This window comes from Mycoplasma hafezii (assembly GCF_049942695.1).
Taxonomy (GTDB): domain Bacteria; phylum Bacillota_I; class Bacilli_A; order Mycoplasmatales; family Metamycoplasmataceae; genus Mycoplasmopsis; species Mycoplasmopsis hafezii.
The window spans coordinates 527787-542188 of the sequence record NZ_CP187940.1 but is presented as its reverse complement, the minus strand read 5'-3'; the positions used below and the strand labels follow the sequence as shown (position 1 = coordinate 542188).

At 28.3% G+C, this 14402-nt stretch carries 14 protein-coding genes; 11 read left to right on the top strand and 3 right to left on the bottom strand.

The genetic code is table 4. From position 1 onward, the window contains the following. Positions 1-47: 47 nt before the first annotated feature. The 7 genes from ACPYPZ_RS02035 to ACPYPZ_RS02005 are packed head-to-tail and all read left to right on the top strand — an operon-like array spanning position 48 to position 4406. A complete protein-coding gene (locus ACPYPZ_RS02035) occupies positions 48-332 on the top strand; it encodes a PTS sugar transporter subunit IIB (RefSeq protein WP_426460914.1) in 285 nt (94 codons plus the stop codon). Between the two features lie 17 nt (positions 333-349). Continuing rightward, entirely contained in the window at positions 350-835 is a 486-nt protein-coding gene (locus ACPYPZ_RS02030) for a PTS sugar transporter subunit IIA (protein ID WP_426460913.1), read from the top strand. An 8-nt stretch (positions 836-843) separates the two neighbouring features. After that, entirely contained in the window at positions 844-1500 is a 657-nt protein-coding gene (locus ACPYPZ_RS02025; protein WP_426460912.1) for a 3-keto-L-gulonate-6-phosphate decarboxylase UlaD, read from the top strand. Beyond that, on the top strand, positions 1475-2356 hold the full coding sequence (locus ACPYPZ_RS02020; RefSeq protein ID WP_426460911.1) for an L-ribulose-5-phosphate 3-epimerase: 882 nt from the start codon (positions 1475-1477) through the stop codon (positions 2354-2356). Before ACPYPZ_RS02025 ends, ACPYPZ_RS02020 begins: the two co-directional genes overlap by 26 nt. Beyond that, a complete protein-coding gene (locus tag ACPYPZ_RS02015) occupies positions 2356-3093 on the top strand; it encodes an L-ribulose-5-phosphate 4-epimerase (protein ID WP_426460910.1) in 738 nt (245 codons plus the stop codon). The genes ACPYPZ_RS02020 and ACPYPZ_RS02015 overlap by 1 nt, the downstream gene beginning before the upstream one ends. Then, entirely contained in the window at positions 3074-3925 is an 852-nt protein-coding gene (locus tag ACPYPZ_RS02010; protein ID WP_426460909.1) for an HAD family hydrolase, read from the top strand. The genes ACPYPZ_RS02015 and ACPYPZ_RS02010 overlap by 20 nt, the downstream gene beginning before the upstream one ends. Position 3926: 1 nt before the next feature. After that, positions 3927-4406 (top strand): hypothetical protein, encoded by a 480-nt coding sequence (locus ACPYPZ_RS02005; RefSeq protein ID WP_426460908.1) that lies wholly within the window; start codon positions 3927-3929, stop codon positions 4404-4406. A 9-nt stretch (positions 4407-4415) separates the two neighbouring features. On the opposite strand, the gene ACPYPZ_RS02000 is transcribed toward ACPYPZ_RS02005, so the two are convergent. Then, positions 4416-8435 (bottom strand): hypothetical protein, encoded by a 4020-nt coding sequence (locus ACPYPZ_RS02000; RefSeq protein ID WP_426460907.1) that lies wholly within the window; start codon positions 8433-8435, stop codon positions 4416-4418. Between the two features lie 182 nt (positions 8436-8617). Here ACPYPZ_RS02000 and ACPYPZ_RS01995 point away from each other — a divergent pair, with 182 nt between their 5' ends. The 4 genes from ACPYPZ_RS01995 (at position 8618) to ACPYPZ_RS01980 (ending at position 11998) form a co-directional block, all read left to right on the top strand. Further along, on the top strand, positions 8618-10162 hold the full coding sequence (locus ACPYPZ_RS01995; protein ID WP_426460906.1) for a hypothetical protein: 1545 nt from the start codon (positions 8618-8620) through the stop codon (positions 10160-10162). 232 nt (positions 10163-10394) lie between these two features. After that, positions 10395-10892 (top strand): 50S ribosomal protein L10, encoded by a 498-nt coding sequence (gene rplJ / locus ACPYPZ_RS01990; protein WP_426460905.1) that lies wholly within the window; start codon positions 10395-10397, stop codon positions 10890-10892. Positions 10893-10937: 45 nt separating this feature from the next. Next, positions 10938-11309 (top strand): 50S ribosomal protein L7/L12, encoded by a 372-nt coding sequence (gene rplL / locus ACPYPZ_RS01985; RefSeq protein WP_036451938.1) that lies wholly within the window; start codon positions 10938-10940, stop codon positions 11307-11309. Positions 11310-11422: 113 nt separating this feature from the next. Then, entirely contained in the window at positions 11423-11998 is a 576-nt protein-coding gene (locus ACPYPZ_RS01980; protein ID WP_426460904.1) for a hypothetical protein, read from the top strand. A 23-nt stretch (positions 11999-12021) separates the two neighbouring features. Here ACPYPZ_RS01980 and uvrC read toward each other — a convergent pair whose 3' ends face one another. Together uvrC and trmB are read right to left on the bottom strand one after the other, a co-directional pair. Further along, positions 12022-13752 carry an excinuclease ABC subunit UvrC gene (uvrC, locus tag ACPYPZ_RS01975; protein WP_426460903.1) on the bottom strand — a complete coding sequence of 577 codons (1731 nt, stop codon included), beginning with the start codon at positions 13750-13752 and terminating at the stop codon, positions 12022-12024. Between the two features lie 38 nt (positions 13753-13790). After that, entirely contained in the window at positions 13791-14402 is a 612-nt protein-coding gene (gene trmB, locus ACPYPZ_RS01970; RefSeq protein WP_426460902.1) for a tRNA (guanosine(46)-N7)-methyltransferase TrmB, read from the bottom strand.

Here is a 14402-nt window from a genome sequence, read left to right as displayed (position 1 = left end):
TTTCTTTATTAAATTTATTAATAACTTAGTGTTATAAAGGAGAAGTCATGAAAGTATTATGTTTATGTGGATCAGGAATGGGAACATCAATGATCATTAAACTTAAAGTAAATCAAGCTCTTAAAGAATTAGGAATTCAAGGAAGTGTTGAAGCACTTGGACTTGGACAAGGAAAAAGTGTTGTAAACAACTTCGATGTTGTGCTTTGTACAGCAAACTTCGTTTCAGAAATTAAAAATACAACTGCTAAAGTTTACGGACTTAAAAACGTTATGAACTTAGACGAAATTAAAGGTGCATTACAAGATGCAAAAGAAAAAGGTGTTAATTAATTAAATCAAGGAACAATATGTCAAAACAACTTAATTTATTAGATACATTAATTGAACTTGATTCAATTAAAATTCATCAAGAAGCTAAAGATTGGAAAGAAGCAGTCAGATTAGCAACAATACCACTTGAAAAAGCTGGTATTATCAATGAAAAATATTATGAAGCAATTTTAGAATCAACAGCTAAATACGGTCCTTATTATGTTTTAATGCCTGGATTAGCTATGCCACACGCAACTGGAACAAATGGTTCAGTATTTGGAAATGGTTTCTCATTAGTAACTTTAAAAGAACCAGTTGTTTTTGAAAATGGAATGGAAGTAAGCGTGCTTATTTGTATTGCTGCAATCGATGGTGAAACACACGTTAAAGTAGCTATTCCACAAATTGTTGCAGTGTTTGAGCTTCCTGAAAACATAGATAAAATTGCAAAAATGAACACAAAAGAAGAAGTTATCGACTTTATTAAATCAGTTGATTATACAAAATATGTGACAAACTAAGGAGTATGATGTCTAAACCATTATTACAAATCGCATTAGATAACTTAACAATCGATGATGCTATTTCTGCTGCTAAAAAAGTAGAAAAATATATCGATGTAATTGAAGTTGGAACAATTTTAATTGCATCAGAAGGTAAAAAAGCTATTAAAGCTTTAAAAGAAGCTTTTCCAAACAAAATTATCGTAGCTGATGGAAAAATTGCAGATGCTGGTAAAGTATTTGGAAATATGTTCTTTGGTAATGGAGCTGATTATACAACATGTATTTGTGCTGCTGAAGTTCCTACAATTGAAGAAACAATGAAAATTGGAAAAGAATATAACGTAAAAAACGAAGTGCAAATTGAAATGACTTCAAACTTCAACTGAGAACAAGTTGAAGCATGGAAAAAAGCGGGTGTTCCACAAGTTGTATGACACCGTAGTAGAGACTCACAAGCAAGTGGTGTTAAATGAGGTCAAAGAGATATTGACGCTGTTAAAAGACTTGCTGACATGGGATTTAAAGTTACAGTTACAGGTGGTGTAGCTTTAGAAGATATTAAATTATTTAAAGATATTCCAATTTATATATTTATTGCAGGACGTAGCTTACGTGATGCAGAAAATCCAGAATTAGCAGCAAAGGAATTTAAAGATGAGTTTGCCAAATACTGAAGCTAATCGTTTAGTTGGGATTTACGAAAAAGCGATTAATAACAAATTTTCTTTAGAAGAAAAAATCTTAATTGCTAAAGCAGCTGGATTTGATTTTATGGAGTTTTCAGTTGATGAAACAGATATGCGTTTAGCACGTCTTGATTGAACTGATGAACAAATTAAAGAAGTGCAAGAATTATTAGTTAAACATCGTTTTAACTTTAACTCAATGACTTTAAGTGGACACCGTAAATACCCATTTGGTTCACACGATCGAAAAATTAGAGCTAGAGCTCTTGATATTATGCATAAAGCAATTGTACTTGCTAAAAAACTTGGAATTCGTACAGTACAACTTGCAGGATATGATGTTTATTATGAAGAATCAGATGAAGAAACTAGAAAATACTTTATTGAAGGTATGAAACTAGCTACTCATATTGCAAGTAAATATTCAGTGATGCTTGCATTTGAAATTATGGACACAAGATTTATGGGTACTAACTCTCGTGCATTAACATATGTAAATATGATTAATAGTCCATATTTAGGCATTTACCCAGACTTAGGAAATATTTATCAATGAGCTAATAAAGAAGATTTATTTAATGAATTCGAATTAGCACAACATAAATTAATTGCTTTTCACTTTAAGGATACAGTGCCTGGAAAATTCCGTGATACACCATTTGGTACAGGAACAGTTGATTTTGAATACATGTTAACTATCCTTAAAAAATTACGTTTAAATCAACCAATTATGATTGAAATGTGATCTCTTAATAAACCAGAAGAAACAAAAGAAGAAGCAATTAAATATATTAAAGATGCAAAAGAATTTTATGATGCTACTTGAGCAAAAATAGGCGGAGATAACTAATGAATAAAATTCCTACAGAATATTTAGCAGAACTTGATGCTTTAAAACAAGAAGTTTATGAAGCTAATATGAAATTAGTTGAGTACGGTTTAGTAATTCATACTTGAGGAAATGTCTCAGGAATTACTAAAGATCGTAAATTTATGGTTATTAAACCTTCAGGTGTTTCCTATGCTAAATTAACACCTAGTGATATGGTTGTTACTGATTTAGACAATAATATTTACGAATCTAAATACAATCCATCAGTTGATACACCAACACACACTTTACTTTATAAAGCAAATCCAGAAATTAAAGGGATTGTACATACACACAGTGTTAATGCTGTTGCATTTGCACAAGCAGGTAAAGATATTCCTTGTTTTGGAACTACTCATGCAGATAACTTTTATGGTCCAATTCCTTGTGCTAGAGCTCTTACACCAGAAGAAATTAATGGTGAATATGAACACAACACAGGATTAGTTATTTTAGAAATGTTTAAAAACAGACATTTAGACTTTAAAGCAACTCCAGGAACATTAGTTAGAGAACACGGTCCATTTGCTTGATCATTTAAATCACCATTAGATGCTGTTAATATGGCTCTTACAATGGAAACTATTGCACGTATGGCAATTAAAACAATGATTGTAGCAAATAATGATTCTCATTTAGCTCAACCTGCATTGGTAGAAAGACATTATCAAAGAAAACATGGTAAAAATGCAACCTATGGACAAAAAGAAAAATAATTTAGAAACATTTATTTTCGATTTAGATGGAACTTTATTAAATAGTCAAAAAGAAGTTACCAAACGAACTAAACAAGCTATTGAATTATTACATAAGCAAGGTAAAAGAGTGGTAATTGCAACTGGTAGACCTTTTTATATGAATAAGAAATTATTCACAGAGCTTAATTTAAAAGACCCTGTCATTGCAATTAATGGTACTACAATTATTGATGATTGAAGAACTGGAAAAACTACAGTACTTGGAAAATTAGACAACACCGAAGTATTACAAATAGTTAAATATTTAGAAGCTAACAAAATTGATTTTTTAACCTACACAACCGACACTATGTATGGTGAAAACTTCAATAACCCTATCTGATTTAACGCTAGAATTTATCCATATACTACTGCAGATAATCCATATCGTTGAAACTATGAAGAAACTTCTGTTTCACAATTAATTGAGCAAAATCCAAATATCACAATTTTAAAATTATTAATTTTAAGAGAAAAGGTTCAAGATAAAATGCCAAAACTTTTAGAGTTTCTTAAACAATTTCCTAAATCATATTGCATACCTTCACAATCAGATGTGCTTGATATTATGCCGCTGCATCAAAATAAAGGAAAAGCAATTAAAGAGCTCTTTAAAAAATATGGTTGAAAATTAGCTGAAGCAATTGCCTGCGGAGATGCTCCAAATGATGTTGAAATGATGCAAGCAGTTGCTGTGGGCGTTGCAATGGCGAATGCACATCCAGAAGTTAAAGAACACGCAGATATCATTGCTGAAAGCAATGATGAAGATGGTGTTGCCAAATTAATTGAACAAATTCTATTAGGATAATATGACCTTTAAAAAAATTCGTGTTAATTTTGTGGATGGAAAATGATGGTTTCAACCTTCAATAGTTACAATGTCAATGTATAAATGAGCTTATCGTCCATTTGTGAACTTTGAGGATTTATTAAAATATACTGATAAAGCTACTAACGCAATTTGAGTTAATATCAATGGTGATCCAAATTTCAGAGCGTTTAATCAAATTCAAAAAGTGCATAATAGTCAAATTCGCTTAAATCCGAATTTAATTACTCAAAAGAAAGATTATGAAGCTTTTTTAACAGATAACATTTTAATTAAAATCCCATATAAAGGCTTATTAAAAATACAAAAAGGAAAACAATTTAGTATTCCAACACTAGAATTTAGCAAGCTAGCTACCGAGTTTTATTCAAAACTTGAACAGGATCAATTCTATCAATTTACTTTTGATGGATTTGACTATAAAATTTCTATCGAAAAAAGAAAAGAAAATCTCGCATAAGCGAGATTTTTAATTTATTTTAGCAATATTAGCTCAAGCTTGGAAATCGAAGTTATTAAGATCGCTACGACTAAATAGTAGTGTTTTAGGTGTGTAGAAGATTAAGTTGTTGTTTGTTTGATTATTATGTAAAGTGATTTTAGCAAAATATAATCCGTGATTTGAGTTATTAATTTCGCTAATTGGATCAAAACGATAATTGATTGAGCCATTTACGTTCTGTAATTCCTTAACTAAAGTTTTTGCTTTAGTGTCTAAATTAACGTAGTAAAACTCAAGATCAAAACTATTGTAGCTATTATTAATGGTTTGGAAATCAAAACTTAAATTTACTGGTTTGTTTGAATAATTTCCGTTTTCATCTAAATTAGATGAGTAAAAATCATTAACTCTAACTTCTGGTATTTGTGGTAATTCTACTCATGTTTGATCTGGTTCAACTGATAATTTTAAAGTACTTGTTTCAATATATTCTGTTGCTTCTTTTCTAGGTAAAATTCTAATTTTGAATTCACCATTAGCATTAGGAACAATTTTAGAATTAATTCTAAGTTGACTTGTACCTTGAGCAGTAAGCACTTTTACTCAATCGCTAGTATTATTCGCTTTAAAATAAAGCTCATAGAAAAGCGATTCATTAGGCTTGATAATTTGACTTGGAGAATTGATTGCGTGGATTTTAAAGTTGTATCCATAGTTTTTATAAATGCTTTCAGAAACACTATCTATACGGTTTAAATCTTTAATTAGAATTAATTGATTAGCATTTTCATAGATTGCATCATTATATTTTTTAGTTAATTCTTGAACTTTTAAAATCGCAGCATTAATTTCTGATTCAGAAGAATTTACTGTAATGCTATTTTTTAGTGAAGTTAACTCTGAATTTATTTCATCATATTTTGCTTGGGTAATTTGATATGGTTGGTTACCAATTTGAGTAAATTGCAATTTATTTTCTAAAGTTTTAACATGTAATGAAATAAATTCGTTATATAAGTTGTTGTTTTGGATACCGCTTCCTGGATTGAATAGTAAATTATTTGTCGGGAAATCAAAACTTTGATTATCAGTATCTCTAAATTTAAAAATTAGTCGTTTATTTTGATAATCAACATAGTAATTTTGCACTGTTTTACCAACTGAATTTGGAATTGGATATTCAGCTGTTTGATGAGTTGTAATATCATAAATAATAAATGATAATTGTGCATTAGAACTTTGTGATGAAGCACCTACAAATATTAATTTATCTTGATATCCAAATAGTTGTGCAGCGTTTTCGTTTCAACTGTTACTGAAATCTTTAAAGAATCTTCTAGCTGCATTTTCGATTTTTTCCATTAGGTGTGCTGGAATATATTGATAAATATCAGCGTCTTTAGTTGCGTTTTTATTAAAGAAGTTTTGTGATTTAATTGCTATTTCTTTATTTGAACCTTTTAAACTGATTCAAAGTGAATATCACTTATTATCATAGTAATAATAATTAGAAATAAATTCATAAGCACTTAAGGTTGAGTCGTTAATTAAAGCATTTCCTAACATTGTTGTCTTAGAAGGAGCAAATTTATCAGGCCCATACATAATTGAATTATCTAGTCATAATTTATTAAATGGAACACCTTCAAAAAGATTAAAAGTATATCTAATACGGTCTTGACCGTTTGGTTCAAATTGACTAGTTGCAGGAATGGTTACAATATTTCTAATTGTAGTAGTGCTAAATGATTTTGGATAATTTTTACCTGGACCACCAGTACTTGAAGCTTGAGTTGGATCAGAATCGAATCACATACGTTTACTTGAGAAAGCTGTTGGATTATTATTTTGATCAACTGGTAAGTAAATGTAGGCAACCATATGTCCAACACCACCACCTTTACCGTGACCTGTTTCTCATGGGAATGCTTTTAGTCCAGCTTGGTTTAATAAATATGCATAAGCAGTTGCGTAATCCTTACATACTCCAGTAGCATTATTTATTACACTAACAAATGTAGCTCCACGTGTTCCGTAATAGAAGTATTGAGTAATGTAGTTATATAAAGCAAATACTTTATCTCAATCACTCATATCATCTTTAATTAAGGCCAAACCATTTTGTACAAAACGATTTAAATTGTCAAGTGAAGGTCCTGGTGTTAATCATTCTTCACCATAAACATTATTCATAACGATTGTTGAAACAAATCAGGTGGTTTTATTAATGTGGTTTTCGTCATTTGGAATGTATGTGCTATGTGGAATAGTAACAGCACCTTCTGGCACATCTGGTTCAGTGATAAAGTTAGATTTTACTGAAGTAGTAAATAAATCTGAGTTTGGTGAAAAATAAGGATATTTAACTCAATTTTCAGTAATTCATTCTATGTAAGCATCAAACACACGGTTTGTAGAAATATTACGATCTCCAAAATTCATGTCACCAGTCATTCTTTTTGAAACCATTGTGTCTCACATTTGGATTAAATCATCTTTGGTAATTTGATCATCAAGTTTATGTGGAAGTGGTACGTTACCTCAATTTTTAATTACTTGCGTATTATCATCTGGTTTTGTATCAGGTTTAGGTTTTTCAATATCTGGTTGATTTGTATCGCCAACATTTGGTTTATCATCTGGTTTAGGATTGGTTTCATTATTTGAATTATCATTTCCTGGTTTTTGAGTATTATCAGGATTTGGTTGTTCGTTAGGCTTATTTGTTTGATTATCATCGGGAACTACAGGTTTATTTTGGTTATCTTCTTCAACTTTATCAGCTTCTTTATCTAATTTTTCTTTTTCTTGTTTAAATAATTCTAATTGTTGTTGTGCTTTTATAAGGTAGTTAGTAACTAAATCTAGATTAGTTAACTCGCTTTTTGTTAAATCTATCGCAGCAGATCATTGATTAACTTTTTGTGCTAAATCATTATATTTTGTGTCTTTATTTAACTCTGTTAAAAAACCATTAGCCTTGCTTTTTAGTTTGTTTGATTGTGCTTGTAATGCTTTAAATTGTTCGTTGAATAAACTAATTGCAGTTACAAAATCTTGTTTGAGAAGTTTAAACTCTTGAATTGCTAATTCTAATTTATCTGTTTGAACATTTTGGATATTAATTTCAAGTAATTTTTCAGCTTTTAAGTTAAACTCGCTTACTAAATTTTTTTGATAGTTTAAATTATTAGCTTTAAATTCTTGTTGTAATTCTTGATAGAGACTTTCTAAACTGCTTTTTAAAATATCTATAATAATGTTTTGTAATTGGTTTTGTCATTCTAACACTAATTGATCTAAGTTTATTGCTGAATTTTGATCTTTGTTATAAGCTAATACAGTGTTTTTTAAATCAAATAATTTAGGATTGTTATATTTTGCAATTGCTTGGTCGATTTGATTGATTAAATCTTTAATTAGATTGTTGTTGGTTGTTGGTTGTTTAGCAGCTAAAAGTTTGTTTAATTTTGATTCTAAAGCATCTAAATTGGCTTTTAATTGTTTGTTTTGTTCTAATTTATTTTCGCTTGCATCAGCTTTTAATAAATTCCAATTAATTTCATTATAAAGTGGTAATTTTTTATGAAGTTCTTGTAAACTGTCGCGTCTAGTTTTTAAATATTTTTGTTGAACACCAATTTGATAAATTAATAATTTGTTTTCCGCTTCATCTGGATTTGGTTTGTCAATCGGTTTGTCTTCTTCTTTTTTAAATCCAGTAATTACATATGTGTCTTTAATTACTAATTTTGTATTTTTTAAGTGTGTGATTTGATAATTAATGTCTAATTTGTCTAAGTTTGGAATTGTCGCTAGTATTTCTAATTTAAATTTGCTTTGGTTTAAATTAGAAAGAATCATATTTTTTGTTACTTTGTTAGCAAAAATATCTTCTTTTTTCACAACATCAAAAGTAATTGATTTATGTGCTTGGTTAAGTTCTTTTTCGTAATCTTCATTTTGGCATGACATTGCGATTAATGGAGTAATTAATCCAACGCCACATGAACTAAGTAATAATAATTTTGTTTTAACTCTTTTCATCGTTTGCTCCAATACTTATATTTATATTATTTAAATTTTACTATTTTTTATTTTTCTTAAAAAACATAAAAAAGTATTTTTCAGCTTAAAATAAAGTTAAATTGTTAATTATTAATTAATTTGTCCACCTGGATAGATACTAAAACTATAATTGTATTAGTGTCTTGAAAGGTGGTTTTCTTATGAAAATAGAAACTAGAACAGCGTATAAAGTACAAAGAATGCATAAATACGAAATGATAGGTAGATACTTTGAATTATCAAATCAAAAACTTGCAACAATGCTTAATGTTTCAACTAAAACAATACAAAGAATTAAAAAGGATATTTTAATCAAGAAAGAAACTAAAGAAATCTTTTATTCTTTTGTTCACGGAAATAGATTTAAGACAAAAGAAAATTGCGGAATAACCCAAGAAATTTATAACAACGCAGTCGACAAATATAACCAAATCAAGACTGCTATTTTTCCACATCAAAATTCTACTTTTTCAGATATTACAGTAAGTGATTTCGTAGACAGATTAAATTTAAGCGAAAGACAGTTCTATTCAAAATCTCATTTTAAAAAGCTTTTACGTAAAAATGGGTTTGCTAATTCTTTTTCTCATAAGAAAACTAAAAGATATGCAAAGAAATTACTTCAAAACAAATTAAAACAAGAAGTGTCAAAACTAACAAAAACAGAAATCAACAGATTAACCAAAATTATCGAGCACATAAATCAAACAGATGAAAAAATAGAAAAGAGACAATATTTAAATATTAAGGAAAATAGAAAATTTGGAGAATTTATCGAATTAGATGCTTGTATCGAAGTGTTTTGAAATAACGAAACTGTGTCTTTATTTCACGCAGTAGATTCTGCAACTGGTAAATTATTAGCTATTCATTGTGAAAAAACCGAAACTGCAATAGGATATCAAAGACTACTAGATAAAGTTTTTAAAAAATATGGTTTTCCACAAAATATTTCAACAGATAGAAGAAGAAATTTTTGAATCAATGGTGAAACAATGACAAATTTTGAAAAAGCTTTAAATAAAAGAGGTATTAAGTTATTAACTTCAAGCAATCCAACGTTCAAACCTAATGTTGAGCGTTCTTTTCTAACAGCACAAATGAACTATCCTTTATTTTTTTACGAAAATCAAATAAATTCTATTAAGTCATTAAATGATAATTGAGAATCTATTGTAGATTTTTACAATAATAAATTCAATAAAAACAACATATCAAAATCAAATGTTTTTGAAAAAGGAAAGTTATTTGATGATAATCCTGATTTTTTAATAGAAATTAAAAGAAAAATTACATCTGGTGTTTTTAAAATGAACGGTAATTATTACGCACCTTTTGATAAAGAAGGGAAAAGAATTTATATCAGAAGTAGTGTCGAAGCAACATTGGTTACTGATATAAATCAAAAAATTTGATTTTTAATAAAAGGTCAAAAGTTTGATGCAAGAATACCAAACGGAAAACAATTAAGTGAACAAGAATTATGATCACTAGCTAAAAATTTAGATATTAATATTCCTTTAGTTCATGTTCTTTCAAATGAAATTAAGAAAACGAGAGAGTTCCATAAATTTTTACATAAAGTTAAAGAACTGTTGCAAAAGAAAAGAGAACTCCCTGACGAAATTCTCTTTAAAATTCAAAGTGTTCTTGAAAGGTTCTCTAGTTCTCTTGATAACATAGAAAACCAAATTAAATTATGCTAGAAATATCTAGCATTAATATGATATTATTTTTTAATAAAACAGGTGGACAAAATAAATAATAATTCATATTTTTAGATTAAAAAATTATTAAAAAACACTTGTAATATTTAAATATTTTTTTATAATATGTAAGCAATACATAAAGACAGCAACTGCAAATGCTTAATACGTTGCCGAGTGTATACTCTTAGTTGTTGTATTGCGAACCAAAAATTTTGAAAGGAGGCAAACTATGTCAGAATCAAAATTTAGAGCAGCTAAAAGAGAAGTTGTTGCTGAAATCTTAGACAGAATTCAAGATTCTCAAGCTTTAGCTTTCGCTGAATACCGTGGACTTACAGTTGCTGAATTACAAGAATTCAGAAAAGAAGCTAAACAACACGGTGTTGAAATCAAAGTTTACAAAAACAGATTAGTAAAAATTGCTGCTGAACAAGCTGGACTTGCTGACTTAGCTGACCATTTAGTAGGACCTAACATTTTTGCTTTTTCACAAAACGATCAAATGTCTGCTGCTAAATTACTTGTGTCTTTTGCTAAAAAACACAAATTAATGGTTATTAAAGCAGGTACATTTGAAGGAAAAGTTGTTGACGCTGCTGGAGTTAAAATGGTTGCTTCACTTCCTACATACGAAGAAGCACTTGGAATTCTTGCTCGTTCAATGATGGCACCATTACAACAAATGTCATTATCACTTAAATTAGTAAGTGAAGGTAAATCAGAATAATTAAAAAACCCAAATTAAATTAGTTATAAGAAAGGAAAAATTATAATGGCTAAATTAACAAAAGAAACATTTATTGAATCATTAAAAGAAATGTCAATTAAAGAAGTTATGGAACTTGTAGATGCAATGAAAGAAGAATTCGGAATCGACCCTATGGCAGCTGTTGCAGTTGCTGCAGCACCAGCTGAAGGTGGAGCTGAAGAAAAATCAAGCGTTAAAGTTGTTTTAAAAGCTGATAACGGTAAAAAAGTTGCAATCATCAAAGTTGTTAAAGACCTTCTTAATGTTGGACTTATGGACGCTAAAAAAATCGTTGATTCATTACCAGCTGTTCTTAAAGAAGACGTTAAACCAGAAGAAGCTGAAGCTATGAGAGCAGCTTTAGTTGAAGCTGGAGCTGATGTTTCAGTTGAATAATATTCAATAAATAATTAATTTTAAACTTCAACATTTGTTGAAGTTTTTATTTTGCTTTTTTAGTTAACTTTTAGTTAAGTTTACAATAAAACTTATTTACTAATTGAGGTGTTATGAAGATTGCTAATTTAGTTTTTATTAAAACATATTTAAAACGAACCAAAAAAATATGAGTTTCTTTTTGAATAATCATGATTTTGCTATTTTTAAGTTTAATTACAATTATTTGAATTAATGTGTTTTTAATTCATTTTAAAAAAGATAGCGTTGAAAATGTAATTGGTAAGTCATTTGTTAATTACCTAAAGATTTGGTTTTTTGATGTGACTAATCATTTAGCAAAGCTAAAAGAAAACATTAATAAATTAGACCTGATGCAAAAAGCAAATTTAAACAATTCGCTTGCAGAAGTACTGAAAATAGAAATTTTATTTGAAAGACTATTTATTAGTTTATTTAGTTTTGCAATAATTGTAATTATTTTAGCTTATAGCTTAAATCTAGCTAATCTAGTTTATTTACTGATTTTAATTAATCCAAAAAGCAATTTGTTAGTTTTTAGACAAAAATTCTTATTTAATTTGGTGATTACAATCGTTGTTTTTTATGGTTTACTGTTATTTTTCTTTGGACTACTAACACAAGGTTATTTAAATAAAATGCTATTAAATCAGTTAGAAGCAGCATAAAAAAACTCACTGTTGAAGTGAGCTTAAGATTTATTACTGAAATTTTCAACGATTAGTTTTGCAACTTTTTTATTCGTTACTTTTTCAAGTTCGCTAAAACTAGCATTATAAATATTATTGTAAGTTTTAAAATGCTCTAATAATTTAGCTTCCATTTTAGGTCCAATCCCTTTAATCTGAGTTAATTTACTACTAAAAGAACTAGCTAAATGTTTTTTACGCATAAAGTCTTTGGCAAAGCGATCGACTTCTTCTTGCATTTGAGCTAGAAAATTAAAAACATTTTGTGACACGTTGATTTTTTTAAATGTCGCATCAATTAACTCTCTAGTTTGGTGATGTTCGTTTTTAACTAAACCAAAAACAGGAATATTAAAACTTAAGTTAGCTTCTTTTAATGCATAAAGTGCTTCGTTAATTTGCTGTTTACCACCATCGACTATAAAAACATCATTAGCAGTTAAATTAGACTTAAATTGATTTAAAAACCTAGCGATAGTTAAATACATATATTCAACATCACTTTTTCTTCTTAAAGCGCCAGCAAACTCATTATGGTTAAATTTACGATACATAGATTTATTTTTCTTAAGATCTTTATAAGCAACTACTACTCCAACAATAAAAGAGTTATTTAAATTTGAATTATCAAATAAGAAAATGTTATTAATTGGTTTTCCTTGATTTAAAATTTGTTCTAAATCTTTTTTAACTTGCTCGCTTGCTTCTTTTTTGAGTAAATACTCATTTTCAAAATCCTTTTGGATTACTTCATTATTATAATTAGCACGATTAATAACATCTAAATACACACCTTTTTCAGGATAAGCGATTCGATTTGCATAATTAAAATCTAGTTCCAAGTTTTTGAATTTTTTATCAAACACCAATTTATCAGGTAATTCAAGAGTTGCATAAAATTGCTCTAAAAATTTGCTAATGATTTCGTTTAATACACCAATATTTTCTAATGTAAATTTCTCATGAGCAACTTGCACACCATAACGGTACATAACCACATATACTCAAATGAGTTTATCAGTTTCGATAAAACTAAAGACATCAACATTTTTGGTTTGACTAAGTTCAGCAACTTGTGTATCTTTCATTTCTGATATTAGCGAAATAGCTTGTTTATATTCATTAGCTAATTCAAAGTTCCAACTTTCGGCTGCTTGGTGCATTTTAGAAGTTAAAAGTTCTACAAATGAATTATCTTTAAGTTTTAATAATTCTGTAGCTTGGTTATATTTGTTTTTTCAATTTTCGTAGCTATCTTTTTCGATTAAAATTCCTTGATTGTATAAAAAAAGACGTTGTAAAATATGTGTTAATGTTCGTGCTAAACCTGATTTAACAAATGGTCCATAATAACTAGCTGTTGCATTTTTAGTACCGATTCGAAATTCTCTAGTAATAGAAAGTTTATTTGTTAATTTCACACAAATATAAGGATATCTTTTATCATCGAGTAATAATAAGTTATATGGTGGTCTATGAATTTCGATGTAGTTTTTTTCTAAAATTAAAGCTTCTTGTTCGTTTAAGCAAACAAAAAAGTCAAAATCAGTTATTTCGCTAACCATTTTTTGAGTTTTATATGAGTTAATTGAACCTTCGAAATACTGGTGCATACGGTTAAATAAATTTTTCGCTTTACCAACATAAATAACTTCATTTAGTTTATTTTTTCATAAATAAACACCTGGTTTTTTTGGAACATTTTTTAATTTTTGTAACACTTCATTTTGCATAATAATCCTTTTAAATAAAAAAGTGAATTGCTTCACTTTTATCTTTTTGGTCTAGCAATTAAGAAATTAATATTTTTACCTTGTGAAGCTCATTTTGCTTCATATCCTGTTTGTACGTTTTCTAAATTATACTTACTTTTGTGTAAATCTGTTGTACTATCAATTATTTCTCAATTATTTTCAGTTAATGATTCTAATGAATATTCAAATAATTTATCATTGTCGGTTTTGAAGTATAAAAAGCCTTCTTCAGATAAAATTTGTTTATATACATCTAAAAATGTTTTATAAGTTAATCTTCTTTTAGCGTGAGCTTTCTTTGGCCATGGATCACTAAAAGTTAATCAAACAGTGTCGATTTTACCATTAAAAAGTTCTGGTATTTTGATTGCGTCTTCAGTTAAAATAAATAGGTTTTTAAGTTCTCTTTGTTTTATTTTTGTCAGAATTTTATTTGCTACTGTTGGATATTTTTCAAGTGCAAAATAAGTAATATTAGGATTTCTAAAAGCTAATTCAGAAATCATTTCACCTTTTCCAGCACCGATTTCTAAAACGTTATTATTTTTTAAGGTAATTGGAAAATCTTTAATATAAAACTCAGAAGCATTAAGTTTATCTTGAGCTGTGTTATCGTGTCTTAATCTCAT